This window comes from Bacillus sp. 2205SS5-2 (assembly GCF_037024155.1).
GTDB lineage: Bacteria > Bacillota > Bacilli > Bacillales > Bacillaceae_K > Bacillus_CI.
In genome coordinates this window covers 1-23,818 of record NZ_JAYKTS010000020.1, presented here as the reverse complement: position 1 = coordinate 23,818, position 23,818 = coordinate 1, and the positions used below count along the sequence as shown (strand labels likewise).

The window sequence follows — 23,818 nt, the reverse complement described above, 5'->3', positions numbered from 1 at the left end:
TCTCTACCAGTCTATTAACTTGTTTTTAGTATAACATGATTTCAATCTATTTAAAAGCACGTGCGGCTTCGACGGCTTTTTTCCAACCAGTATATAACTCTTGTTGTTTCTCCTCTTCCATACTCGGTCTAAACCGGCTCTCAACTCTCCATTGAGCAGAAATTTCCGCCTGGTCCTTCCAAAAGCCAACAGCAAGACCGGCTAGGTAAGCTGCTCCTAATGCCGTCGTTTCATTCACAACCGGTCGCTCCACTGGGACCCGAACCATTTCACTAAGAAATTGCATGAGAAAATTATTTTTGACTACTCCACCGTCTACTCGAAGCGTCTGCAGAGAGATCTTTGAATCAAGCTCCATTGCATCTAATACATCTTTTGTTTGATACGCCAGTGATTCAAGAGTGGCACGAATAAAATGTTCCTTCGAAGTCCCGCGCGTTAAACCAAACACCGCCCCGCGAACATCACTATCCCAGTAGGGTGTTCCTAAGCCAACAAAGGCCGGAACAACGTAGACACCGTCCGTTGAATCGACTCGCTCAGCATACAACTCGCTATCCTTTGCTTCGTTAATCATCCGCAGACCATCACGCAACCATTGAAGAGCTGAACCGGCAACAAAAACACTACCTTCAAGGGCATAAGTCACCTTTCCATTAATTCCCCAAGCAATTGTTGTTAACAAACCGTGCTGAGAAATAACCGCTTTTTCTCCTGTATTTTTCAACATAAAACAGCCTGTTCCAAATGTATTTTTCGCCATGCCTTCTTCATAGCAAGCCTGGCCAAATAATGCCGCCTGCTGATCGCCTGCCGCTCCTGCAATTGAGATTTCTTGACCAAAGAAGTGATACGGAACCGTTTCCGCATATATTTCGGATGAAGCTCTTACCTCCGGAAGCATCGAGTGAGGAATGTCCAGAATAGCTAGTAACTCTTCGTCCCAACATAATTCATGAATATTATACAAAAGCGTTCTAGAAGCATTAGAGTAATCTGTAACATGCGCTTTTCCACCAGAAAGCTTCCAGATTAACCAAGTATCAATCGTACCAAATAATAGTTCACCTTTTTCCGCCCTTACTCTCGCTCCGTCTACAGAGTCCAGAATCCACTTTACCTTTGTTCCTGAAAAATATGGATCAATTAGTAGACCTGTTTTACTGCGGAACAGCTGCTCATGACCTGCTTCCTTTAAATTCCCACAAATATCCCCTGTTTGTCTCGATTGCCAAACAATTGCATTATAAATCGGACTACCCGTATCTTTATCCCACACCACAGCTGTCTCTCGCTGATTCGTAATGCCAATTCCAGCAATTTGTTCCGGTTTAATACTTGATTCTGTTAAAACGGTCGCAATCACAGCTAAAATCGAACCCCAAATTTCGTTCGCATTATGTTCTACCCAGCCCGGATGTGGAAAAAGCTGAGTGAATTCCTTCTGAGCAGAATGAACGACCTCACCATTATGATTAAAAATTATGGCTCGAGAACTCGTGGTTCCTTGGTCCAGTGATAAAATATACTTCTCCACTTTTAATTCCCCCTCCAATAGAAGTTAACATTCTCATTTTAACCCCATTCAATTGCCTTCGTATACTTTCCAGAGTTCAGGATTCGAGGTGGTTATCGCAACAGCACCTGCATCGATAGCCGCTTCGACCTCATCCTTTGTTTGAATTAACCCACCCGCAAAAATCGGTTTTCCAGTTTGCTGATGTAGATGAGTAATGATTTTCGGCACAACACCAGGCAGAACTTCGATAAAATCAGGATCATTGCTTTTGATTAATTCTACACTTCGGTTTAAGGCACTTGAATCAATAATAAACGTCCTCTGTGTCGCGAGTACTCCCTTTTTCCTAGCTCGTTTAATCACACTACTTTTCGTGGAAATGATTCCATAAGGTCTAAGTTCCTGACAGACAAAATCCGTTGCATATTCATCACTCCGTAAGCCCTGTATCAAATCAATATGTAGAAACATCTTGCGGTTTTGCTCTTTTGCATACTGAAATGCACCCTTCAACAACCCAATATGCAAATCGAGAAAAATCCCATATTGATAAGACGTTTCCAACATCTTATCAAAGTCTTTCATACTACGAATCGCTGGTAAGATGGTTTGATTATGAAAGCTCATTTTATCACCTAATTTTTCCTTTATACCTTAAAAATAATTGATTTAAAGATAGATAGCAAGGAGTTTTAGAAGATGCAGAAAAGTGGAGGTTTGAAAATCGGCATTTAAACAGCAAGTATCCCCTCTTAAAAAGGGCTCTGTTATAAAGAAAGGTTAATAATTGAATCAGAATCAGACGTCGTAGCGATACAATAAGGCTAAACCTATTCCGTTGCTCGAATGTACCAGGTTATTCGATATAATATTAATTTGAAAGACTATAAACATAAAACAGGACATTCTCGCATTATGAGAATCTCCAATTCTGATTTCATAATTGAACCCATTTCCTGAAGACTTTAATTCGAGATAATTTAAAGTGTGATTCTCAGCTAAAGCCCCGATACTTGAATAAGTAAATTGTGTTGTTAATTAAATATCCAATTACGAACTATATCTAAGGATTTATTAGAAATAAAAGAACCATGTAAGATTAAATCTGCGCGTCATTTTGCAGGTTCAACAAACTCGTTACGGCCTTGCCTCACTAAATCAAGATATTCTGACGAGATATCTATCGTCAATGGCTTGTTCGTTAATATCACTTTTTAACTTCTCTCAAATCTCTCATCTAATAGGCAATCAACAAATATTATCAAATCTATTTTTTCTCAAAAATTCTCAATACACAAAACCATTATTTCTAAACTATAACAACATCATGAGTTTCCGTTGATAAAAAATGATTAATATCTGTATTTAATCTGTCCATATCCACAGAAGTTGGTTGGCTATAATCAGCATATTCCTTCTCATTAATAAGGAGCATTTACTTTCGGTTTAACCTCTCAAAAATAAATCATCAGTAAATATTGTTAGAACTGTTACTACGTCTAAGTTCTTTGCCAAATTACTACAAAAGGTGGTTTTGCCACTTCCAAAGCCGCCTGCTATTCCAATTACAATATAACGCTCTCTTTCTTTCATTATAGTCTCCTTTTTGAATGAACCTGCCCGTTAATGGGATATTAAAAAAGCCGGAGATCAGTTGTGCGTTCTTAAGCTATCTTCACCGTTAGCTTAAGTGAGAAATCTCACAATAACCCCTTATACTTAACAAAAAATGGTGTTAACAACGAACCAACAATGAGTATGAATATCCCTATTACAAGAGTTAGAATGATATTTTCGAAAGGGGATAGGACATTCATAAAAATCAGCGAAGGTACAATTGTACATAATACAAAAGATAATCTCCCAGTTTTGGTTATTCTGTGTTCCGTTCCACAGTTATTACACTCAATAGGTTTGTATTTCCATACAAACGATTTATAGATTTTACTCCAGCTAAATTCAATTTTACATTTATCGCATTTCTGCAAAATAAAACACCCCCGATATTAGAGTTACTTTAATAATGTACGCACTGTATTAAAGCCCCCGATAGTTTAATAGGACTTTATATCTCAGTAGCCTCCTACATTGTTTCCTTTTCTTCTAACTCCAGCCATCAAGCATTTTCATCTTTCTCCTAACTAAACATTTCACTTATTCTTTAATATAGGCTGTTTTCGCAAAGTTTGTTACTTTTCGTATCAGTCTATTATCTATGATTTAACTTAGCTTCGGGCATAATTTACTAAAAGCGGAAGTGGCTGCCCTGAGGCGACAGGCAAATGACAGCCCACTACGTAAAGCTCGCTTCACGTAGCGGGCTGTCATTTGACCCGATCCTCAAAGCTACAGCAGCTGGATCCCCGTCTGTTTTTGATGGAATTCAACAACGAAATGGAAGATTTAATCAAAAATATGATGAAATAGCCACAATGTATAAGAAAAACTCGATGGCAGCGCTCACGTCTCGCCGCCACCGCCTATCATAAAAAAAGTAATTTCAACCCCAATAATGGTATAAACCCGATATGCTTGGAGCGAACTTACTAATTTGGCGATACCTAAATATGCCTTTTTTCATACAAAGAGCCAATACAAAAAAAGAATAGAATTTTTCTAAAATATCTCTAAAATACATCCACATTCTTATTGAACTTAACTGTCCAATGATTGAATCAAGGAAAAGCTGAAACAGCTGTCCGTATCTCTGCATTCGCCACTTATAATGAAAAATCAATTACTAATATTTCATATTCTAATTATCAAATAACGTTTTCTCTGCTAGTCTAATGTTTTTCTTTAAATATTCTGGTAATTCCTTATGAGCAAGAATCTCTGAAGTAGTCATCCAAATTACATCATCTACTTCTTCAGTGCTTTTTGCGTAAGGTTCACCCAATTTATGATGGCATAGAAAAACTATATCAATTACATTTATGCCTGAATCAGTAACAAAAGAAGAGCTATTTACATATTTGATCCCTGTAACTTCGCTGCCTACTTCTTCATAAATTTCTCGCTTCAAAGTCCTTTCTAAAACATCGGATGAAACCCCTTCAATTTCACACTTGCCGCCAACTAGTGAAAGAGAGCCTCCTGCGTGTTCCTCCTTTTCGCTTCTCAGAATTAAAAGCCATTTACCATCGTGGTGAATAGCACCTTCTACATTTACTACAAACATAAAACAATCCCCCCAATAAGATACAGTCCATCATCAGTAATACTGCGCCACAATTTATTTTCAATTATTTCGAAATATTGCAATTAACTCAATTATTATTTTCATAAAAATGGAAGCCTATCTTTTTACAAATGTGCCCCCTTCATTTGAATAAGGAGAGTTTTATAAATCTATTTCCATCCGCCTCATTTTTGTCTTTAAATTCATTGTTTCATAAAATTTTATAGCATTTTCGTTAAACTCCCACACGCCTAATTCTAATGAATCTGCTTCTATGCTCTTTGCGAACTCCAATATTTTCCCAAAGAATATTTTTCCCCACCCTTTTCCTCTGTACTTAATATCGACACCAAAATCGTCCATAAAAACAACCTTCTTTGGAGTTAGAATCGGCCTTTCCTTTGAGTTTTTTATTGTAATTATTGTATAAGCGATTGTTTGGTCTTCTTCTAATAAGAATATCTTTGTATTTTCTCCATCTATTAAATTGTTGAAATACTCCTTGTCTAACGTGATATCAGCCATCTTATAATGGTCTGGTCTTTCCGTTGTATGAATTTCGTGCACTTGTTTTTGTATTTGATGAATTACATCATAATCATTCTTGGTGGCTTCTCTAATGTGCATAGCCAATATATTCTCCCCCTAATGGTTGCCGTATTAATTTTAGTGTTCGTTCTCATATTAAATGGCTGTTTTCACAAAGATTATGGCTTTTCGAATAAAAAGGAATCCCTTGACTTGTATGATTTCGTGCTCTTTTCCTAATGAAAAATTCTTCATTTCTAGATAAAAAAGAAGAAATCAATCGAAAAAAAACTACTGCCTGTTTTTTCTTTGTGTCAAGAGCAACAATGTATACGAAAAGAGCCTATTAAATAGCAGCTGTATTTGATTATTACGCCCCTTTAAGAATTAGACGAAAACCAACATGATTAATTTCCCAACCTTTCGTTACCCTGCCGTTTAACTTAAAACAAATTATTTCAAATGTTCAATATTTACACAACCCCTAATTCGACAAACTAGCCCATTTGCTGAATAGTTTTTTGTGACCTGTTCAATTAAGCAACTGAAATAGGAGTTTTATAATGCTTCATATTTTTCTCGCAAAGAATAGCAATCTCCTAAGTTTCGTGTACATTGGATAGGAAAAGCATTGTTTATTCTTACTTCAATTACTGTCTATCGAACGAAGATCTAGAAACTGAAACCATGTAAGATACAACTTTTAATAATTGCTACTCTAGTTTTTAACATAGTCAAAATAAAGTAACAACAAGTTCCAATGAGATCATCTAAAACGATCGTAGACGCAACACTAGCTTTGTTGAAAGCAAAAATAAGCCTAGAAAATTCCAAGCTTATTCCTCCTGCTTTATTTCATCCAAACAGAGTTCATACCCATTGTAAGCTCCAAAGTTGTCATGACCTCACTTGTAAACCCAACAAGGAAGCGAAGCCTATTGCTTGCTCACGTGAAACTAGACAACCGTCTAAACTCTCTCGATCAACATGCAGTATGTCAAACCGACAAGTACTAAGATCAATCCCATTCAGTGAAACTTCAGTGAAATTCACCCCATCTAAATCACTCGAAACAAAACGAACCTTTTTCATATAACACCCATAAAAATTTGCTTGCTGTAACGAGGTTTGATCAAATAACACATGCTTACACTTAGCCTCAACAAAGTCAGTCATATTCCCAATGCATTGATCAAACAACACATTTCCCAGCGTAGCCTCAGATACATTCATTCCGACAATCTTACAATTTTTAAATTGTACACGATGAATCATTCCCTCCGAGAAGTTAGTATTCGACAAATCGCAATCTTCAAATACCACATCGGTCATGTCAATTCGGTTAAAAAAACCATTGACTAGTTTCACCTTTTTAAAGGTAACTTTCGATAATACTAATTTTTCTACTTCCGCAAAATCGATGGTTGTGTTCGAAATAAGGCAATTTGCTAAGTAAGGATCTTCATCTTCATAAATATCTTGGAAGTTAGCTTCTTTTTGATGGACTGGTATTTTTGGTGATTCTATTTTGGACATCTTAACACCCTTTACTATGTTTTCAACGCTCTCCTATCACCTTACCATACATCAGAAAGAATTGAATTATTCTATGAAAAGCAGTAGACTTTTGAGCCCATTTATCATAAAAATGTTTTGGTAAAGTTTATTGCTTTTTCAATTCAGTCCAATAACGATGATATAGTTTTGTTTCGGTCTATTTATAATGGAAATAAACAGAAAATGAAGGATTCTATCTAAAATCAAATGGAAGAGCAACCATCTATACAAATAGAACTCTAATTAATCGTAGTTCCTCTTGGTCGTATCCTTCATATTCACTTCATCTAATCCATTTTTCCTTTTGCAGTATATGAAAGGCGTATGTATCACGCTAGAAACACACGAAAATAAAAAGTAGCTTCCTACTCCTCTACTAGCACATTTAAAATATCATTTTTTCATTATAGGAGGAAACTAAATAACGAACAAAGGACAAAAAATTATGGAAGAGGGCTGTTTTCACAAAGTTTGTTACTTTCCATACAAGACTCTAAAATGTGACATAGCTTTATTCCGGAGAATCTTATCTTCAATTTCCAATGGATATCAACTGTAAAATGGAGGGTCCAATCTAAAATTTGATGGAATAGCAATAATGTATACAAAAAGAGATTGAATCACTAATCAAATGGAGGAAAGATCGTCCTAATTGGAAACAAAGCAGGCAGATGTGGATTCATCTATCAGTATAAGGTCTGCAACATTTATATATTCGCTACAAAGACAGAGGTTTTGTTATTTTAGGCTTTCCTTGTAATCAATTTGATCATCAAGAACCTGCTTCCAATGAACATATTCAAGCTAATTATTTGTTAAATTATGTGGTCAATTTCCCATGATCCCAAAAAACGCATGTGAGTGACGCGAGAAGTCGTCAGCTGATTTGAAGCCACTACTGATCCTACCGATATGGAACAAAATATTGAAAAATTATTGAAAACGATTGAAGAATAAGATGTACAATCGGACCAGGATATGAACGATATCTTAGTCCTTTTTTAATTTTAGATGGCTATTGTATCTAGTAATATTGCGATTAATTATTAAACAAGAAAGACTATGTCGAAATAGTAGAATCCAACCTTTCCTCCTCCAACCATTCAAGGGTCTTGCTCTCTCTTGTAAACTGAAGAATCTGCTTTTTTATGTTTGGATATAGAATAATGTTTGATAATTCCTCAATCGCTATCCACTTGACCCCAATCTGATGTAGATCCGGCGTTTCTGACATTTTAGGCGCGGATCCCTTTATTCTCTTACACTCAAAAAAGAAACTAACCGAGTGAACCTCCCCGTATTTATTCTCATTTCTATGCGGTGCATATTCATAGGCAAACGCCAATGAACCTACTGAAACATCAATTCCAGCTTCTTCCTTCACTTCCCTAATCGCTGCATCTACCACCGTTTCACTACGTTCTACTCCACCTGAGGGCAAATTATAATGCAGTCCATTCTCGTCGTTAAACTCAACCAAAAGAATTTGACTATTTTCAATAATTACCGCGCCTGCTCTTACCCTAATCGGATAGCTCATTTCTCATTCTCCTTCATAAGTCATCTTCAAAAATTCAAATGTACTCCCATTCGTATGTTGCATAAATGTTTCCGTATCTTTAAATCCTAACTTTCTATACACTTTTATCGCTCGTTGATTAAATGTTGCAACTGAAAGGATTATTTTTTTGGGGGTAAATGTAGCTTGAACAAAATCAATTCCTGCTTTCAAAAAAGCTAAACCCTTTCCACTTCCTGTCAAATCCGGTCTCATTCCTAAGCCGATTTCATAGGTATCCTTCGTAGCGTTTTGAACACTAAAAAATCCAATTATTTCATTTCCCATTGAAACAGCATACATAGACTCCCCTCTTGTTTTAGCATTTAAAAATACTGCTAAATCTTCTGGATCTGCCTCCATATCATAAAAAGAATATTCTCCTTCATAATGCCAATGATACGCGATTATTTCGGCTTGTTTTTGCGTCATTAAGTCAAACCTGTAATTCACAACCAGTTCCCTCATAAAATCAAAAAAACAAAAATTTATGGGAAACCCATTTACTAATTATTTCAAAATTTCATATAACACGCAATTTCTTTTTAAAAAGGCTGTTTTCGCAAAGATTGTGGCTTTTCGTATCAGTTTATTATCTATGATATAGCTTTGTTTCGGGCATCATTTCGTCTGTTTTTGATAGAGATCAACAGTGAAAAGGAGGATTTAGTCAAAAATCAGATGAAATAGCCACAATGTATACGAAAAGAGCCTTTAAAAAAGGTTGTTTTCGCAAAGTTTGTGGCTTTTCGCACCAGTCTATAAACGGTGATGTCGCTTTGTTTCGGGCATCATTTCGTCTATTTTTAATGGAAATCAACAGTGAAATGAGCGATTTAATCTAAAATCAGATGAAATAGCCACATTGAATACGAAAAGAGCCTTAAAAAATGCCTCTACCACACTTTACCTAACATAAACAAACCCCTTCAAAATAAAGGATATTATCGGAAAGATTATGGCTTTTAGAATAGGAATAAAACCCATGACATGTATAATTTCGAGTTCTTTTCTTACCGAAAAATTGTAGATTTCTAAATAAAAATCAGAAATAAAACGAAAGACCTTTCTGCCAGTTATTTCTATGGGCAGAGAAACAAATTTCACGCTAGGAGCCTAATAAAAAGACTAACTAGGAGCCTTTTTATTTTACAAACGATTTATATCCTGTATACGTAGCAAGAAAATATCCTCCATAAATAATCACTATGACCCCAGCTGTTAGCAGTGATGGAATGAATACATTATCTGCACCGATTAGCAAAAGGGTATCATTCACTACTTTTATACCAAAGATTGAATGAATAACGGCCAATGAAAGTGGCATCATGAAATAAATGAATACTTGCCTGAAAATCGATTTATTTATACCACGTTGTGTTACACCAATTTTCTTTAACATTTCGTATCGTTTTATATTTTCACTCGCTTCTGAAAGCTGTTGTAATGCTAAAATAGCAGCACTTGAAATTAGAAATATTATTCCTAGATAGACACTAATATAGATTCCTATCGTCGAGGTGCCGGTTGCTTCTTCATAGGCACGTTTGCTGGTTAGCCCAAACAAATAATAGTCAAGATTTTCTGCACTATTATTTGTTTTTAATAACTGGTAAATTTCTTCATCCGCTTTTTCGCTGTCGCCCTGATACTGGATGTTCATAATCGTTTCCAATACAGGTTTATCCTTAATTGCATCGTCTGGTAGAACGGCGATCATCGTATGTGATGCAAAATTATTTGTTCGAATAGAAAGAAATTGATACCCTTTTGGAGCAAGCGAATATTCTTGATCCCCAATAACCATTCTTTCCTCTTGATCAGTAAATCGCTGAATCAGCGGTTCATATTCGGCACGGTTTGTAATAAGCAAGACTTCATCCTGACTCAAGTTGATAGGCTTTTTCTGTTGCAATTGTAAAATTCCTTCATAGTCCGATCGACTAATAACGGTTAAATGCGGACTATAGTGCTGTGAAAACAGTTGTTTTGATTCCCCATCTGTGAAATCTTTAAGATAAGATTCTACGGTTGCTCCTGTGTCATATTCATCAAAAATGACATACTCTCCATACTTCTTCAGGTTAAATTGGTCAAACACACCGTCCCAGCCATTTGGATATTCTTCATTTCCATAAAAAATAAAACTAGCATCATAAGGTGTAATTAATTCTAAATCCTTTTCCATGGTATTTTTAATACTAAACCCTGTGGACAAGACGCCTATTGTGAAAAAAAGCATCAAACAAATTATCGTCATCGACACAAAAGTAGAATTCACCTTACTGTTGAGTTGTCGTAATACGAACATATTTATATCCTTATAGTAGACTTTCTTATTTCTTCTTAACATATTCAATAAAAAGCCTGATAGTGAAAAGTAGAAAAGAAAGGTACCAACTGTTCCTAACCCGACGCTGGTCCAAAGAATCGCTGTGCTTTCAAAGAGTCCGTAATCATTTCTTGTTGACTACTAGAAAGATCCATCATTGCTTGCTGAGCGGGCAATGAATTAAAGCTATAAAAAAGACTAATCGCGAAAGTAATGGTCAAAAAATAAATCGCGTAGTCTTTAAAACTACGTTTGACATTTCGAAATGATAATTTAAAATACATCATCTGCATCACCTCCAAGCAAGGTAACCACTTCCATAATGCGCTTGAAAAATTCTCTTCTTGATTCATTCCCTTTTACCAATTCATTGAAAATTTGTCCATCTTTGATGAAAAGGATTCGATTAGCATAGCTCGCTGTAAATGAATCATGTGTTACCATTAAAATAGTGGTCTCTAATTCGTGATTCAGCTTTTCAAATGATTCAAGTAATAAACGAGAGGATTTCGAATCTAGTGCACCTGTTGGCTCATCCGCTAATACCAGAGAGGGGTTGGTTGCAATGGCTCGTGCAGAAGCAACTCGCTGCTTTTGTCCGCCAGACATCTCATAGGGAAACTTATTTAATACGGGCGTAATTTCAAGTTTTTCTGCAATCTCTTGGACCCTAGAGTCGATCGTAGCAGGATTAGTTCCTTGAATGGTTAAGGTAAGGGCAATATTTTCAAACGCTGTTAAAGTGTGTCCAACAGATTAAAATCTTGAAAAATAAATCCTAACTCATCGCGGCGAAACTTCTCAAGTTGATTTCGTTTAAATGATGTAACTTCTTGTCCATTTATCGTAATACTTCCAGTCGTTACCTTATCAATGGTTGAAACACAGTTGAGCAACGTCGTCTTTCCACTTCCAGAGGGACCCATAATGCCAACGAAATCACCTTTTTTCACTTCAAACGATAAATCATCAATGGCTTTTGTGACATTTCCTTTATTTCCAAAATACTTTTCCATATTTTCTACTTTTAGTATAGATGTCATAATATCTCTCCTTTAAATTGTCTATACCTTATTGTAAAATCATTTGTTGAAAACACCTATTTCATTCGATGACATGAATCTTACAGTTTGAAAGATTTCATACAAAGTGGTGTTTTCGTGAGGCTGTTTTCGCAAAGTTTGTTGCTTTTCGCACCAGTCTATAAACCGTTATATCTCTTTGTTTCGGGCTCTTTTCGTCTATTATTATTGGAAATCAACAGTAAAATGGTCGATTAAATCAAAAATCAGATGAAATAGCTAAAATGTATACGAATAGAGCATTTCATGAAGAATGTGATTTTTTGCAGTAGTCTATATTTCATTGATGAGATTGGGTTCTGGGCATTTTTTCTTATACTTTTGGATGAACGCCATCCCTAACTCTAGAGAACCAGCAAGAGATAGATTAAATAGCAACTTTTATGTATACGAAAAAAAGATTTCCTAACGAATAATAGCTCTTTGTAGCAGTTTATCAACTACTAAATAGATAGATTCCTGTGCATCTAATCATATTTCCCGCTCAAAATCACTGTCACATTGATTACAATTCCCTCAGGAGTTTATTTTTTTCATATCACCTTTGTAAGAAAAGGACGTATGTTTTTTAGGTTGGTCTGTCTATGTAAAAGCATTTGCATTTTTGGTAGCACACCACGAAAGAAGCATATTAGCAGCTACCCTTAAATACTCTTACGGAATAAATTTTTTCTGATTATTAATTCGTGCTCCCGTAGTAACGCAAATGACTGGAAATATGACTATTCCAATGCTGATCATTATTACCAGGCAAATAATAATATCCGATTTCTTCTCCAGACTAGAAAAAAACGCACTTCAACAGAAATACGTCTTACTTATAAATACTATGCTCTTAAAGTACTTTCTCCATTGATATTCTCGTCATTGAATATCCTAACTTCTTATATAATCGATACGAACCTTCATTTCTTCCAAATACACTTAATCCTATTGACTTTATACCATCTTCTTTAAGCATGTCCTGAAGTTTCTCTAGCGTCTTACTTCCATACCCTTTACCTCGCCTAGACTCTTCTATTAAAATATGATTCAAATGCGCTTGTTTAATTTCTGGAATAATACTATACCAAAGAATCCCTACTTTTTCATTTAGATTAACGTCTTCTACATTGTACAAATATTGACCTTCAGAAGATAACCCGTCCTTTAACATGTCATTCACCATCATTTCAGACTCTTCCAAACCTTGCTCCATAGTTAAGTTGAAGTTTTCAGTAATTCCTTGAGCGTAGTCAGGAATCAGGAAATCCAAATACTTATCAAATTCTTCTTGCTGGACTTTACTAAATTGTATCATTTTCTCTCTCCATTCTATCTTGCCAAGTCAATTAGTTTAACCTTATCCGTTGAAATGTCTTAAGTTAAGGGTGTTTTCACAAAGCTGTTTTCGTAAAGTTTGTTGCTTTGCGAACAGTGTATAAACGTTGATATCGCTTTGTTTCATGCACCATTTACGAAAAGCGGAAGTGGCTGCCCTGCGGCGTCAGGCAAATGAAGAACTCGGAGGTGATGCCTGCATCGCTGGAGGGTTATTCATTTGACCCCGAGCCGCAAGCCACTGCAGCTGAATCATGAAATAATGAAATGAACTACTCTTGAGCTATTGTCCCTTGATGAAACACCATTTTCCATTGATTCTGTACCTTTTTCCATAGTGAACTACGTAGTGTGTGCTGATGCTTGGTCGCGTTGTATACTTTATAGGTCGCCAGCACAATTTCTTCTGACATCGGGTGAATAGTAAATTCACTGAGCGACATATCAACTGTTGGAATACCCGCTTTTGAAATGGGCTCATTTTGATAAAGTACTTTTCCTGAGCTCCCGATTTCAAAGAAATTAGGTGCTAGTAGTTTTTGTAATTCTAGTTGAGAGCTGCGAACTTCAGGTTGAAGTAGCTTCTCTTCTAATCGACGTAGCTGTTCCTTTAAGGAAGACTTTTCATTCACTTGCATCACCCACTTCTCAATTTGTCCGTTTCTTAATTATTCCGGTGCACTAGGTAGAGGTAATCTTTTCTCTAAGAAATATTGCTCGTGCCCTTTGGGATGATCCTCTACTACTCCGATAACCTTAAATCCTAGATCTTTATAAAATTTAGGTGCTTGAAAACTAAAAGTATCAACAAGCATCAAGCGACATTTTCGCTTAATAGCGAAATTTTCTAACTCTAACATAAGCGATTGACCTAGACCTTTATTCCTGTACTCTTCTGATACCCAGAGAAAATCAATATGAAGATGATGCCAAAACAACGTTGCCGTCACTCCACCAATTAACTTCTCATCAGCGTCTCTTAAAACAAAACTCACATCCTCTAAAGCCGTTTTCACCTCATCCGATAAACTTTTCAGATTATGCTCAATCACTTTTTTCTTAATAAACTCTCGGTCTTGTTGGTTACATTGTTGCACAATTTTCATCAAATAGCCCCCCTAGTTTTTTTGTAGATAAATATTTTTTTCTGAGCAAGGTCATAGAGGTTAATTTTTTAGTACAACGGTTATATTGCATGGTTTTCACATCTTCTTCAAATGATTGAAAATTTATCGGAGAAAACCATTGCCCAAATGAAGTTTTTCGTGTAATCTTGTCCATGAGTTTGGTCCTTTTTAGTGGATTTGGACGGGTTACCACCTGACTTTATCCATTATAAAGGACTTTTTCTTTGCATAAAATAATAAAATTGAACATTGTGAGTATTTTAAATATTCACATTAAATTAATGCAACACTAGTGAACTCACTTAGTATATCAATTAGCTATTCTATTAAAATCAAAAATTGCTTTTCAATTCTCCCTTCTATTTTGAGAGAATTAACACCACTGTTTAGAAAGGCATTTTATATTTTTAAGGCATAACTCACAGCAGCTTCAGCATGAATTTGTGTTGTGTCAAATAATGAAATGCCTGTATCCTCTTGCTGAATTAACAAGCCAATCTCCGTGCATCCTAAGATGATTCCTTCAGCCCCGTTCTCCATTAAACGGTGAATCACTTGTTGAAAAAACCTTTTGGAAGTAAGCTGTATCTTCCCTAAACATAATTCATGATAAATCACTTGGTTTATTAGCTCACGTTCGGCTTGATTCGGGATGATGACCTTAATTCCATTTGAGTTGATCCGAGCTGTATAAAAATCTTGTTCCATCGTATATTGAGTTCCAAGTAGTCCAACTGTTTTGATCTTTGAATGGGTGATTGTTTTTGAGGTTGCATCAGCAATATGCACTATAGGAATGGAGATAGCTTCTTCAATTAAATGAATGACTTTATGCATTGTGTTCGTGCAAAGGACGATAAAGTCCGCTCCCGCCTTTTCTAATCTCAAAGCAACTTTTGCGAGAACAATTCCTGCTTGTTCCCAGTCTCCTCTTGATTGGAGTTGTTCGATTTCTGCAAAATCCACACTGAATAAAATACACTTAGCTGAATGCAAACCTCCTAATCTACGTTTCACTTCTTGATTGATAACCTTATAATATTCCGTCGCGGATTCCCAGCTCATCCCACCAATCAAGCCAATTGTTTTCATAGATTTATTTTCCTCCTTTTTATCTCCCAAAATCATCTTAAACACCGCTTATATTCATCTTACGGGTGAAGAGTTAAACGCTTTTTTAGTCGCCAGACATAGATCCAAGTCCTAACAATAAACGAGCCAAATACGAATATTAACAAAAAAAACATGATGAAATTGACGACATTTAAAGTTGAAGAAGTGCCTTTTATCATTCCTTCAAGAAAGAGGAAGACATTGAACGAGCACATTAATGAAATTGGAAGAAATAAAATAGTATAGGCGACCGCTACTTTTTTAGCATGTTTCATTTGAGTCGTATTATCACTATAGATTTGAGGTTTCTCCTCTCCTTCCTCATAGGGTTTGCTCCAGATCGTCCATTTTTGTAAAGCTGAATAAGAACTAAACGTAAGGGTCCAACCAAAATCTCGGTGAATATTAAAATAGCTTTCATTCGAAATGTTTTGATAATCTGCACAATAACTAATATAGCGTGGTTTCCCTTTTTTAAATATGAAGGCTGTGCCCGTTTTGCTCACACGATATAGATTTAGCCCTTTTTTCTCCATGCTTTCAAGCCATAATTCCAGTTTATCGGGCGAATACATCCAGCCAATTTTTCTTATCAGAACGAGTTCGCCACTCCGCTTCATTTGTTTTTCTGTTTTCTTATCGAACTTTTTTCCAATAGTAGAATGAAAATGAGAATCGCTTGATTTCATTTGACTCAATTGTTTATTATTTTTATTAATTTTAATAATGGAATAAATAGATAGAATGAATACAGCAATAGCCAATCCTAACGCAAAATAAGTGATCACCCATAAAGGGCTCTCTACTACTTTGACTGAACCCTCCTGTGTTTTTCCAATACCCCAAATCAATAAATTGGTTACCAATATTCCTCCTAAATAGATAGAAACGCCGCTAAAGATGTACATATTCATTCGATTCCTCTTAATTACACCTTCACGAACCGATGAAGTTTTGATTTTTTCAGTGGGTTGTTCATTCGCAAGGAAAAGCCAATTTCCGCTCTGAACTAACTTTATCCAGCCCTCTTCTTGAAGTGACGAAGATAAAGAAACTCCCTTCACTTTTTCGTAACTGATTCGATAGGTAATCGATTTACGCTCGCTTGGGCGAAAATAAAAGCTCCTCGTCCATCGGTTCAACATAACAAAATGAAATCCCCTAGCTGCCATTTCCGAAAGCCAGGCTTCTGTTTTTTGAACATCATAGCTCCATAAAGGTTTCACTACTTTTTTCATCTGAAGTCCTCCTGGTATGTAATCGCATTTTGATGTAGCTCGTTTATTCTCTTAATCTCTGCTAATATTATTCTTTTTCCTAATTCTGTCACTTCGTAGACTGTTTTTCGCTCTTCGTCTGCAAAGACCGTAATGACACCGTCTTTCTGCATTTTTGTGAGCGTTCCATAGACCGTGCCTGATCCTAATCGAAGTCGAGCGTCCGATATTTCTTCTACATGCTTCACAATCCCGTAGCCATGACGTGGCTTCGATAATGATAGTAATATGTAAAAGGCCGTTTCAGTCATTGGGATATACTTTTTTTCAATCTTTTCACTTTCCATCATCACACCTCTTTTAGTAAGGCTATTTTCGCAAAGTTTGTGGCTTTTCCTATCAGTTCTTCATTTATGATATCGCTTTGCTTCGGGCATTATTTCGTTTTTTTGATGGAAATCATCTTGAAATGGATAATTTAGTCAAAAATCAGATAAAATACCCTCCAACTATACGAGATGAGCCTTAAGTAATTCAATCTTCCTTTCACTCTATGTTACAACGTAATACATCACACCATGACTATATCACAACGTGACATATTAAACAAGTAATATTATCCATATTTTTTAAGTTTAGTTTAATAGTTGCTCTCTATACTTGTTCATTATTCCACCCGTGTCTAAGTAACAATTAAAAGACCCTAACTCTCATTGAATCGAATGAGAAATAGGGCCTTGCTTCACGATACCGTTAAATAAAAATAAAACATTTAAATTAGGATGTACTCAAATTATTAGGATGTTTTCGCAAAGATTGTGGCTTTTCGTATCAGTTAATCATCTGTGATATAGCTTTGTTTCGGGCATCATTTACGAAATGCGGAAGTGGCTGCCCAGGGACGGCAGGCATCTGGCCGTACACGCAGTGAAGCCTGCTTCACGTAGTGGACTGACAAATGCCCGAGTCCCTAGCCACTGCAGCTGGATCACGAAATGCGGAAGTGGCTGCCCTGCGGCGTCAGGCAAATGAAGAACTCGGAGGTGATGCCTGCATCGCTGGAGGGTTATTCATTTGACCCCGAGCCGCAAGCCACTGCAGCTGGATCGAGAAAAGCGGAAGTGGCTGCCCAGGGACGGCAGGCATCTGGTAGAACACGCAGTGAAGCCTGATTCACGTAGTGGACTGACAAATGCCCGAGTCCCTAGCCACTGCAGCTGGATCACGAAATGCGGAAGTGGCTGTCCTGCGGCGTCAGGCAAATGAAGAACTCGGAGGTGATGCCTGCATCGCTGGAGGGTTATTCATTTGACCCCGAGCCGCAAGCCACTGCAGCTGAATCCGCCAATTTTTGATTTAAATCAACAATGAAATGGAGGATTTAGTCAAAAATCAAATGATATAGCCACAATGTATACGAAAAGAGCCAATTATTAAGAAACGCACACCAAAACGGACATTCATAACCCAACTATTTTTTAAACATGGTCATCTTCAATACCACTTTCATAAAGTCATCAAAGGAAGAAAAATGTTGATTCCACAGGTTATAACGCCTACGGATCGCTTCCACTAACCAAAACGGTATCGACTTCCCTTCAATAACGGAATAGTGGTCTTCGTACGCTTTCTTTAAATGCTCCCAGCGAAAATCATTTCCAGGATTCACATATTCTGAAACATCAACAATTTTGGCTCGACCATCTTGTAAAAGAATATTTTTCAAGTGAATATCACGAGGATTAAGCCCCTTTTCTTGAACATACTCTCTGGCCTCCTCAACGTCACGAATCACTTGTTCTGGTATATTAATGCCCCGGAGTAAGCAATCAAAAAGCGTTATCCCTTCCTCGTAGCTTAATACGAGATAATTATGGCTGGAAGCGAAGCAGGTTGAGAAATACGGGGAATGACCTAACAACTGATAGACCTTTTCTTCCGCTTTAATTTTCATAACTTTATCTTTTGCAAATAATTTAAATGCATACTCTGGAGCATAAAGAGATTGAAACACGGCTGCATCCGTCCCTACACCTATACATTTTAGATCGTCTAGAACACCAGTTATGGTGACCGGTTCATTATTGAGATTTGAAGAAACCGCTATTTGAGAAAGTGAAGAAGTCGCTCCTTCCCATTTATTCCTCATGTCATTCTCCCTTCGTTAACGCCAATTCTCTATCTTAAGTGAGCTCGGTTTTTCCATATGGCTTTTTTCGCAAAGATTGTGGCTTTTCGAATAGGAATATATCCCCTGATTTGTATGACTTCGTGCTCTTTTCCTCATGAAAACTTCCCCATTACTAGATAAAAAGTAAGAAATCAGTCAAAAAAAACTTACTGCCTGTTCTTTCTTTGTTCCAATAGCAACAAAGTATACGATAAGAGCCTTCCTTATTAACTAACAAATTCGTTATTGAAATGAAAAGTCATTCATTCCAATCAAACTAAATTTCATTGTTACCCTTAGCATATCACTAAAATGTTAAAAAAATGACTCCGCTTCCTTAGCCAATAAGCTAGAAAATCATCCAGTAATTCATCATAGCGTCAGTAAATTTATTAAGGTCTCAGATATTTCCCAAAAATTCAAGACCATATAAAAAAACCTACATTTTATCCTGTAGGCCTTCTCATATTCTAAAATTCCATTTCAACAGCTTGTTCTACTACCTCTGCTGGGACGATAATTTCTGAAATGTTGTTATGATCTTTGACGGTCATTTTCACTGAAGAATCCATCATCATCTCTTCCCCATCAATCGACATAATCATTTTTGTCTCTGTATCCATCTGTGTAGTGAAGAATGTTTCTTTATTTATTAACACGACCATCTTGATGGCTTCTATTGATATATTCTCTTGCATGTCTGCTGCTTGTCCTTGCAATTCATCTGGTAAAACGTTTAGTCCCTGCTCAAGCATTTCATTCGCCTTTTCCCCTTCTAGATCCAATGTAAGAATATAAGACGATTCATCTTGTTCGAATGTAAAGGAATCTAAGTACGGTTCTAATTGTTCCATTTGATTTTTTGGCAAGGAATCCTTCATCATCATCGATTCGAATTGATCCATAAACTCTGCTGGAAACTTACTCCACTGGTTTTGAACGCTTTCTTTCATGTATATGCCGTTTTCAGTAATATACATTTCAGTTTCAAATCCTGAGAACTCTGCTGGTATATCCTCTGCACCTGATAAGTTCATAATCGACGTAATTTTGCCTGAAAGTGGCTCCATGACCATATCCGCTTTTGAAGAGGTTTCCATAGTCACAACCTCATTGGTCATTGAGTTCGTCATCGCTTGATTAGCTGTCATATCCATATGCAAGCTTTCAAGTGATGTTTCCGCTTCCTTTGTTTTATTAAACACTTCGACAAGTGTTAATTTACTCTCGTTTTCCACCTTTTCAGTCGGTGTTGCCGTGGCAGAGCACGCACCTAATGACAAAGTTAGTGCTGCGACAAGTATTGATTTTGAAAATTTCCCCATCTTCATTCACTCCCTATGATTTATACTCTCTTTACGTCCCTGTGACAAAAAAGTTTCAGCTAGATCAAAATCTAAATTTAGTTTACTATAAATGGTAGACTTAGAGAGCAATATTCGTAAAAAATCATAAAAAATTCGTAAAATGCGTTGATTTTAGCTTATTGGCGTGTTTCATACTATCGCAACTAAAAAGATGTGAACGATTAACTCGCCTGGCGAAGATAATCGTTCACAGAAAGGCTGTTTCGCTAAGATTTTGGCTTTTCAAATAGGAATCTATCTCCTGATTTAAATGACTTCGTGCTCTTTTCCTCATGAACACTTCTCTATTTCTAGTTAAAAAGTGAGAAATCAGCCAAAAAAACTTACTGTCTGTTTTTTCTTTGTGCCAATAGCAACAAAATATTATCAACAAGACTTAAATATGAGAAATTAAGATTCTTTATATTCTGCACCAAATTATCAAATCTATCTCGATTACTCGATTTCAGATACTCTAAAAAAGGGCTATAGTTACGGTTTATCGACTTTAGATACGGAAAATCATAGATTATTTTTATAATTTTTTGATCTAATACTTTAGTTAAAGGAAAAATCTCACTTTTCATAAAATCCAAATTTTCCTTATCATCGCTATCAATTTTGAGATGAAGGTATGCTTTATTCACCTCTTGATTGATAGTTTCTTTTAAATAAAAGAAACTAAGGATAACCGTTTCGAGGTCATTGTTAGATTAAAACAAAGTTTAATTGTTTTGAAGAAAGTCGTACCGTTTATAAAAAAGTTGCGATGTTTTGAAAAAAGTTTAACCTTTTTAGATGGTGAACATTTAAGCAAACTTCGCTCTATGAAGATATATGAAAGCTTTTGATCCAACTTTTTTATAAAAATTGTACACTAATTCACAATAAAAGAAGCCATTTTGATGAATCTTTTTTCAAATTGGCTTCTTTTTATTAGCGATATTATTAAGGTTTATCAGTTGTTTTGATCAAACTTTATTCCAAACCAACACCTGCTTAAAACATAAAGTGAGACATCCAGTACGGAGAAATCTGTAACTTATTTTTGAAAATTAGTCATCGCAAAGTGGCACTCCAAGCAATACGTTTAGAATGTCAAATGTTTCTGGACCAATTACTAAATCTGCAACTGCTTCTTCTCTTTTAACCCTAACGAAAAATACTTGAGCGTCTCCACAAATCAATTTCCCAACACATAACACTTCAAGGGATGCGTTCATAGCTACACCTCCTTTTTATTAAGATACAATAGTCTATTAAATAAAAACTAATATGCTTGTACACATGACCTGATTTTGGTAATTAATAGAGGCTCTTTTCGTATATATTTGGCTATTTCATCATACTTTTGATTAAATCTTTCATTTCACTGTTGAATTCCATCAAAAATAGACGAAATGATGCCCGAAACTAAGCTAAATCATAGATGATAGACTGATACGATAAGCAACAAACTTTGCGAAAACAGCCTTAATATAAGAAAACAGCCTGCCATCACTTTGGCAGACTGCAAAAAAGCGGTTGTCAAATATTCACGATAAAAATGATTATACTTTTCGGCGACGACCGCGTAAATAGTATATGCTCAAAAGAAAATCTAGTATATGACTACATATTTTTGTTAAATATGGTAGAATATCATTTTATGACTAATAAATTATTATCGATTTGGGGGAGAAATTCATGAAAAAATTTAATGTCATTGTTACTAGCTTTCTATTGTTTATGATGGGTTTTACGACAAATCACTCTGTACTTGCCAATGAACCAGCACCATTAATTACAACTATCTAGAACCTTTGTATTGGTGGTTCTGAATGCGGTGGTAGTAATGCTGCTTATTTTGTAGCTTTCGATGAAGGATAATACGTTGGTAAAGTATCTGTTTTTGCACCCGATTTTATTGGTGATGTACACCAAGCAAAGCTTATACTTTATGTAGATGGTCAAAAAGAAGATTCACTGGATGTAAAAAAAGATGGTAGTACCTTAGAGTATGTTGTGAAAGATGAGGCAACTACTATAACGCTTCTTACTGTTCATCAAGTTGGCGACTTAAAAGGTTAGGAAACGAGAATTGATAGTGTTAATGTCTATGGAAGATAGGCAAATTTAAGAAGGACCTCCCTCAAGGTGTTTTTTTTAGGCTCTTCGCTATTTAGTGTTGACAAGTCAATCTTCTAGGGTTCAATTGATGCTACCATTTTAGCTTAATGTCAGGATTCTACATATTGATTAAAACAAGCGAAAAACCAAACCGGACAAGGGAATGAGTTCAATTGCTCGCTCAGCATTCACCACCTGTTACAAGAATAATTGATTGAGTTCCGAAACCTACATAGTTGTTTGAACTAAACACTAAATAGCGAAGAAGCTTTTTTTATGGCGTTAAAAAATAATTGCTATCACAATTACAACAGCAAAAACTGCCAGGATATCTTTATCTGTATCACTTAGTATCCTATCTTGGATTAGATAGATTTGTAGCTCCCCTTTTATAGTTTTATAAAAAAGATTGATCATTTGTAGTAAATTTGAGAAGAAAGTCGTTTAAAAAATGGAGTGAAACTGGTTTTTATGCTATCTTTAATTATTCCTTTGTTCATTAAAATAATTATCCCCTTAGCTTAGACAAGCTAGTGGTCCCTGTGGTTGCCCCTTATTTATCTAAGCGACTAAACCATTCTCCTTAAAATTTTCTACAATTAAATCGATAGCAAAATACATCTAAATAGGATTGGAGGTGTTTAGAGCCGAGTCCGTGAAAGGTTCCACCAATAAACGCTTTGGCATTTGAAAGAGTGGTATGCAGCCAGTTTAAATGGTCTGGACTTTCTTTTAGCATTATAAACTTGATATTCGTGCTTAAAACCAGCTCCTTCCAGCGCTCTATAGAATGATAGGCATCACTACTAATCATCGAGCCCGGTTCAATACCCTTCTTAGCAAAATCGATCAAGGTTTCCCCTTTTATTTCTGGGACTACTTTCATTTTCACAAACAGAGGATGTCCCTTTTTGTTTAAAGTTAACCTAACTATTACCCTGGTTTTATCCGTACCACGACCGCGCTTTCCACCCTCGAAAAGTGCACAAAAAAAGGCATAGTCTAGCTCTACAATACCAGCTATTGTGTATTCTGAGTCTCTTTTTTTTTCATGGCTTTTCTAATTTTATGTAGCATAAGTCAATCCGTTTTATAAGTTATTTCAAGCTCATCAGAAAGTCTTGTTGCCGATACGCCTCGTTAATCATGAGCCATTATATAGATGGCTAAGAACCACATGGTTAAGTCCGTTCGCGTTTTTTCCATAACAGTTTCACCGTTACAGTGGCTTGGTAACAGCATCTTTTGCATTCAAAGAACTTGTGTTTACGTGTTATTGTTTCAAAACACGAATCGTTATCGCATTTTTCGCAGCGATAACCATGTGCCCACCACTTCAATTTAAATAGGTGATCATGACAAGCTTCATGCGTGGAGAACTGTTTTTGGAATCCCACCAAACTCATTTGTTCATATCTAGCCATTTCATGCACCCTCTCAAGAATAATGTTAGTCAGTATAATACACTAACATTTGTTTCTTTAAACGAAATTTTGAGCAAAAGGGATACTCATTTTAATTACTCAACTTTCGCAGACTGAAATAGGCAGGTAATCCTTGATGTAGTTAGGCAAGCCTGCAATCCATTGTTGTAGTTGACTATTGATTAGTTTTTGTACCTTTTTGTTGCTCTTTTTCAATGCATATTCAAGAAGCTCG

The 23,818-nt window shown here is 36.1% G+C and carries 22 protein-coding genes and 4 pseudogenes; 3 read left to right on the top strand and 23 right to left on the bottom strand.

Annotation, left to right across the window (positions count from 1 at the left end; translation table 11 throughout):
• Window positions 1–46 precede the first annotated feature (46 nt).
• The 4 genes from glpK to U8D43_RS21045 form a co-directional block, all read right to left on the bottom strand.
• Window positions 47–1,537, bottom strand: a complete 1,491-nt coding sequence (gene glpK / locus U8D43_RS13695) for a glycerol kinase GlpK (RefSeq protein WP_335871744.1) — start codon at window positions 1,535–1,537, stop codon at window positions 47–49.
• Window positions 1,538–1,585: 48 nt separating this feature from the next.
• A complete protein-coding gene (locus U8D43_RS13690) occupies window positions 1,586–2,146 on the bottom strand; it encodes a glycerol-3-phosphate responsive antiterminator (RefSeq protein ID WP_335871743.1) in 561 nt (186 codons plus the stop codon).
• An 819-nt stretch (window positions 2,147–2,965) separates the two neighbouring features.
• Window positions 2,966–3,112: a P-loop NTPase fold protein gene (locus U8D43_RS13685; RefSeq protein ID WP_335871742.1), complete on the bottom strand. Its 147-nt coding sequence runs from the start codon at window positions 3,110–3,112 to the stop codon at window positions 2,966–2,968.
• Between the two features lie 107 nt (window positions 3,113–3,219).
• Entirely contained in the window at window positions 3,220–3,507 is a 288-nt protein-coding gene (locus U8D43_RS21045) for a TIGR04104 family putative zinc finger protein (RefSeq protein ID WP_442893611.1), read from the bottom strand.
• Window positions 3,508–3,801: 294 nt separating this feature from the next.
• Here U8D43_RS21045 and U8D43_RS13680 point away from each other — a divergent pair, with 294 nt between their 5' ends.
• The gene (locus U8D43_RS13680; protein WP_335871741.1) at window positions 3,802–4,008 is read left to right on the top strand and encodes a hypothetical protein; all 207 of its coding nucleotides are present in this window, start codon (window positions 3,802–3,804) and stop codon (window positions 4,006–4,008) included.
• 266 nt (window positions 4,009–4,274) lie between these two features.
• On the opposite strand, the gene U8D43_RS13675 is transcribed toward U8D43_RS13680, so the two are convergent.
• From U8D43_RS13675 to U8D43_RS13665, 3 genes are all read right to left on the bottom strand, one after another.
• Window positions 4,275–4,700: an NUDIX domain-containing protein gene (locus U8D43_RS13675; RefSeq protein ID WP_335871740.1), complete on the bottom strand. Its 426-nt coding sequence runs from the start codon at window positions 4,698–4,700 to the stop codon at window positions 4,275–4,277.
• A gap of 162 nt (window positions 4,701–4,862) precedes the next feature.
• A complete protein-coding gene (locus U8D43_RS13670) occupies window positions 4,863–5,327 on the bottom strand; it encodes a GNAT family N-acetyltransferase (protein WP_335871799.1) in 465 nt (154 codons plus the stop codon).
• Window positions 5,328–6,125: 798 nt separating this feature from the next.
• Entirely contained in the window at window positions 6,126–6,764 is a 639-nt protein-coding gene (locus U8D43_RS13665) for a pentapeptide repeat-containing protein (protein WP_335871739.1), read from the bottom strand.
• 657 nt (window positions 6,765–7,421) lie between these two features.
• On the opposite strand from U8D43_RS13665, the pseudogene U8D43_RS13660 reads away from it, so the two are divergent.
• A pseudogene (locus tag U8D43_RS13660) lies at window positions 7,422–7,624 on the top strand (glutathione peroxidase); the annotation flags it as partial.
• Between the two features lie 221 nt (window positions 7,625–7,845).
• Here U8D43_RS13660 and U8D43_RS13655 read toward each other — a convergent pair.
• The 12 genes and pseudogenes from U8D43_RS13655 to U8D43_RS13600 form a co-directional block, all read right to left on the bottom strand.
• Window positions 7,846–8,325 carry an NUDIX domain-containing protein gene (locus U8D43_RS13655; protein WP_335871738.1) on the bottom strand — a complete coding sequence of 160 codons (480 nt, stop codon included), beginning with the start codon at window positions 8,323–8,325 and terminating at the stop codon, window positions 7,846–7,848.
• Window positions 8,326–8,328: 3 nt separating this feature from the next.
• Window positions 8,329–8,796 carry a GNAT family N-acetyltransferase gene (locus tag U8D43_RS13650; RefSeq protein ID WP_335871737.1) on the bottom strand — a complete coding sequence of 156 codons (468 nt, stop codon included), beginning with the start codon at window positions 8,794–8,796 and terminating at the stop codon, window positions 8,329–8,331.
• A 691-nt stretch (window positions 8,797–9,487) separates the two neighbouring features.
• A complete protein-coding gene (locus U8D43_RS13645) occupies window positions 9,488–10,654 on the bottom strand; it encodes an ABC transporter permease (RefSeq protein ID WP_335871736.1) in 1,167 nt (388 codons plus the stop codon).
• Window positions 10,655–10,749: 95 nt separating this feature from the next.
• On the bottom strand, window positions 10,750–10,962 hold the full coding sequence (locus U8D43_RS13640) for a hypothetical protein (RefSeq protein ID WP_335871735.1): 213 nt from the start codon (window positions 10,960–10,962) through the stop codon (window positions 10,750–10,752).
• Window positions 10,949–11,718: pseudogene (locus tag U8D43_RS13635) on the bottom strand (ABC transporter ATP-binding protein). Before U8D43_RS13635 ends, U8D43_RS13640 begins: the two are co-directional and overlap by 14 nt.
• A gap of 874 nt (window positions 11,719–12,592) precedes the next feature.
• A complete protein-coding gene (locus U8D43_RS13630; protein ID WP_335871734.1) occupies window positions 12,593–13,057 on the bottom strand; it encodes a GNAT family N-acetyltransferase in 465 nt (154 codons plus the stop codon).
• 292 nt (window positions 13,058–13,349) lie between these two features.
• Window positions 13,350–13,709, bottom strand: coding sequence for a nuclear transport factor 2 family protein (locus U8D43_RS13625; RefSeq protein ID WP_335871733.1), 360 nt, complete (start codon window positions 13,707–13,709; stop codon window positions 13,350–13,352).
• Between the two features lie 36 nt (window positions 13,710–13,745).
• Complete coding sequence (locus U8D43_RS13620; protein ID WP_335871732.1) at window positions 13,746–14,183, bottom strand: GNAT family N-acetyltransferase; 438 nt, start codon at window positions 14,181–14,183, stop codon at window positions 13,746–13,748.
• Window positions 14,184–14,223: 40 nt separating this feature from the next.
• A pseudogene (locus U8D43_RS13615) lies at window positions 14,224–14,358 on the bottom strand (DUF4372 domain-containing protein); the annotation flags it as partial.
• A 245-nt stretch (window positions 14,359–14,603) separates the two neighbouring features.
• The gene (locus U8D43_RS13610) at window positions 14,604–15,296 is read right to left on the bottom strand and encodes an aspartate/glutamate racemase family protein (RefSeq protein ID WP_335871731.1); all 693 of its coding nucleotides are present in this window, start codon (window positions 15,294–15,296) and stop codon (window positions 14,604–14,606) included.
• A gap of 59 nt (window positions 15,297–15,355) precedes the next feature.
• Window positions 15,356–16,555, bottom strand: coding sequence for a DUF2812 domain-containing protein (locus tag U8D43_RS13605; RefSeq protein ID WP_335871730.1), 1,200 nt, complete (start codon window positions 16,553–16,555; stop codon window positions 15,356–15,358).
• Complete coding sequence (locus U8D43_RS13600) at window positions 16,552–16,881, bottom strand: PadR family transcriptional regulator (protein ID WP_335871729.1); 330 nt, start codon at window positions 16,879–16,881, stop codon at window positions 16,552–16,554. Before U8D43_RS13600 ends, U8D43_RS13605 begins: the two co-directional genes overlap by 4 nt.
• Before the next feature lie 681 nt (window positions 16,882–17,562).
• Here U8D43_RS13600 and U8D43_RS13595 point away from each other — a divergent pair.
• Window positions 17,563–17,706 (top strand): hypothetical protein, encoded by a 144-nt coding sequence (locus U8D43_RS13595; protein WP_335871728.1) that lies wholly within the window; start codon window positions 17,563–17,565, stop codon window positions 17,704–17,706.
• Between the two features lie 299 nt (window positions 17,707–18,005).
• Here U8D43_RS13595 and U8D43_RS13590 read toward each other — a convergent pair whose 3' ends face one another.
• From U8D43_RS13590 to U8D43_RS21040, 4 genes and pseudogenes are all read right to left on the bottom strand, one after another.
• Window positions 18,006–18,683: a protein kinase family protein gene (locus tag U8D43_RS13590; protein WP_335871727.1), complete on the bottom strand. Its 678-nt coding sequence runs from the start codon at window positions 18,681–18,683 to the stop codon at window positions 18,006–18,008.
• 491 nt (window positions 18,684–19,174) lie between these two features.
• Window positions 19,175–20,029, bottom strand: coding sequence for a DUF6612 family protein (locus tag U8D43_RS13585; protein WP_335871726.1), 855 nt, complete (start codon window positions 20,027–20,029; stop codon window positions 19,175–19,177).
• A gap of 1,076 nt (window positions 20,030–21,105) precedes the next feature.
• Window positions 21,106–21,273 carry a hypothetical protein gene (locus tag U8D43_RS13580; protein WP_335871725.1) on the bottom strand — a complete coding sequence of 56 codons (168 nt, stop codon included), beginning with the start codon at window positions 21,271–21,273 and terminating at the stop codon, window positions 21,106–21,108.
• Window positions 21,274–22,751: 1,478 nt separating this feature from the next.
• Window positions 22,752–23,195 (bottom strand): annotated as a pseudogene (locus tag U8D43_RS21040) (IS1595 family transposase); the annotation flags it as partial.
• Window positions 23,196–23,818: the final 623 nt, after the last annotated feature.

Coding starts and splice junctions, on each gene's coding strand:
- U8D43_RS13610 (WP_335871731.1), bottom strand. CDS start 15,296: ATGAAAACAATTGGCTTGATTGGTGGGATGAGCTGGGAATCCGCGACG.
- U8D43_RS13665 (WP_335871739.1), bottom strand. CDS start 6,764: ATGTCCAAAATAGAATCACCAAAAATACCAGTCCATCAAAAAGAAGCT.
- U8D43_RS13600 (WP_335871729.1), bottom strand. CDS start 16,881: ATGGAAAGTGAAAAGATTGAAAAAAAGTATATCCCAATGACTGAAACG.
- U8D43_RS13645 (WP_335871736.1), bottom strand. CDS start 10,654: ATGTTCGTATTACGACAACTCAACAGTAAGGTGAATTCTACTTTTGTG.
- U8D43_RS13690 (WP_335871743.1), bottom strand. CDS start 2,146: ATGAGCTTTCATAATCAAACCATCTTACCAGCGATTCGTAGTATGAAA.
- U8D43_RS13585 (WP_335871726.1), bottom strand. CDS start 20,029: ATGGGGAAATTTTCAAAATCAATACTTGTCGCAGCACTAACTTTGTCA.
- U8D43_RS13630 (WP_335871734.1), bottom strand. CDS start 13,057: ATGATACAATTTAGTAAAGTCCAGCAAGAAGAATTTGATAAGTATTTG.
- U8D43_RS13620 (WP_335871732.1), bottom strand. CDS start 14,183: ATGAAAATTGTGCAACAATGTAACCAACAAGACCGAGAGTTTATTAAG.
- U8D43_RS13655 (WP_335871738.1), bottom strand. CDS start 8,325: ATGAGCTATCCGATTAGGGTAAGAGCAGGCGCGGTAATTATTGAAAAT.
- U8D43_RS13605 (WP_335871730.1), bottom strand. CDS start 16,555: ATGAAAAAAGTAGTGAAACCTTTATGGAGCTATGATGTTCAAAAAACA.
- U8D43_RS13675 (WP_335871740.1), bottom strand. CDS start 4,700: ATGTTTGTAGTAAATGTAGAAGGTGCTATTCACCACGATGGTAAATGG.
- U8D43_RS13685 (WP_335871742.1), bottom strand. CDS start 3,112: ATGAAAGAAAGAGAGCGTTATATTGTAATTGGAATAGCAGGCGGCTTT.
- U8D43_RS13595 (WP_335871728.1), top strand. CDS start 17,563: ATGAAGAACTCGGAGGTGATGCCTGCATCGCTGGAGGGTTATTCATTT.
- U8D43_RS13670 (WP_335871799.1), bottom strand. CDS start 5,327: ATGCACATTAGAGAAGCCACCAAGAATGATTATGATGTAATTCATCAA.
- U8D43_RS13680 (WP_335871741.1), top strand. CDS start 3,802: ATGACAGCCCACTACGTAAAGCTCGCTTCACGTAGCGGGCTGTCATTT.
- U8D43_RS13640 (WP_335871735.1), bottom strand. CDS start 10,962: ATGATGTATTTTAAATTATCATTTCGAAATGTCAAACGTAGTTTTAAA.
- U8D43_RS13590 (WP_335871727.1), bottom strand. CDS start 18,683: ATGAGGAATAAATGGGAAGGAGCGACTTCTTCACTTTCTCAAATAGCG.
- U8D43_RS13580 (WP_335871725.1), bottom strand. CDS start 21,273: ATGAACGCATCCCTTGAAGTGTTATGTGTTGGGAAATTGATTTGTGGA.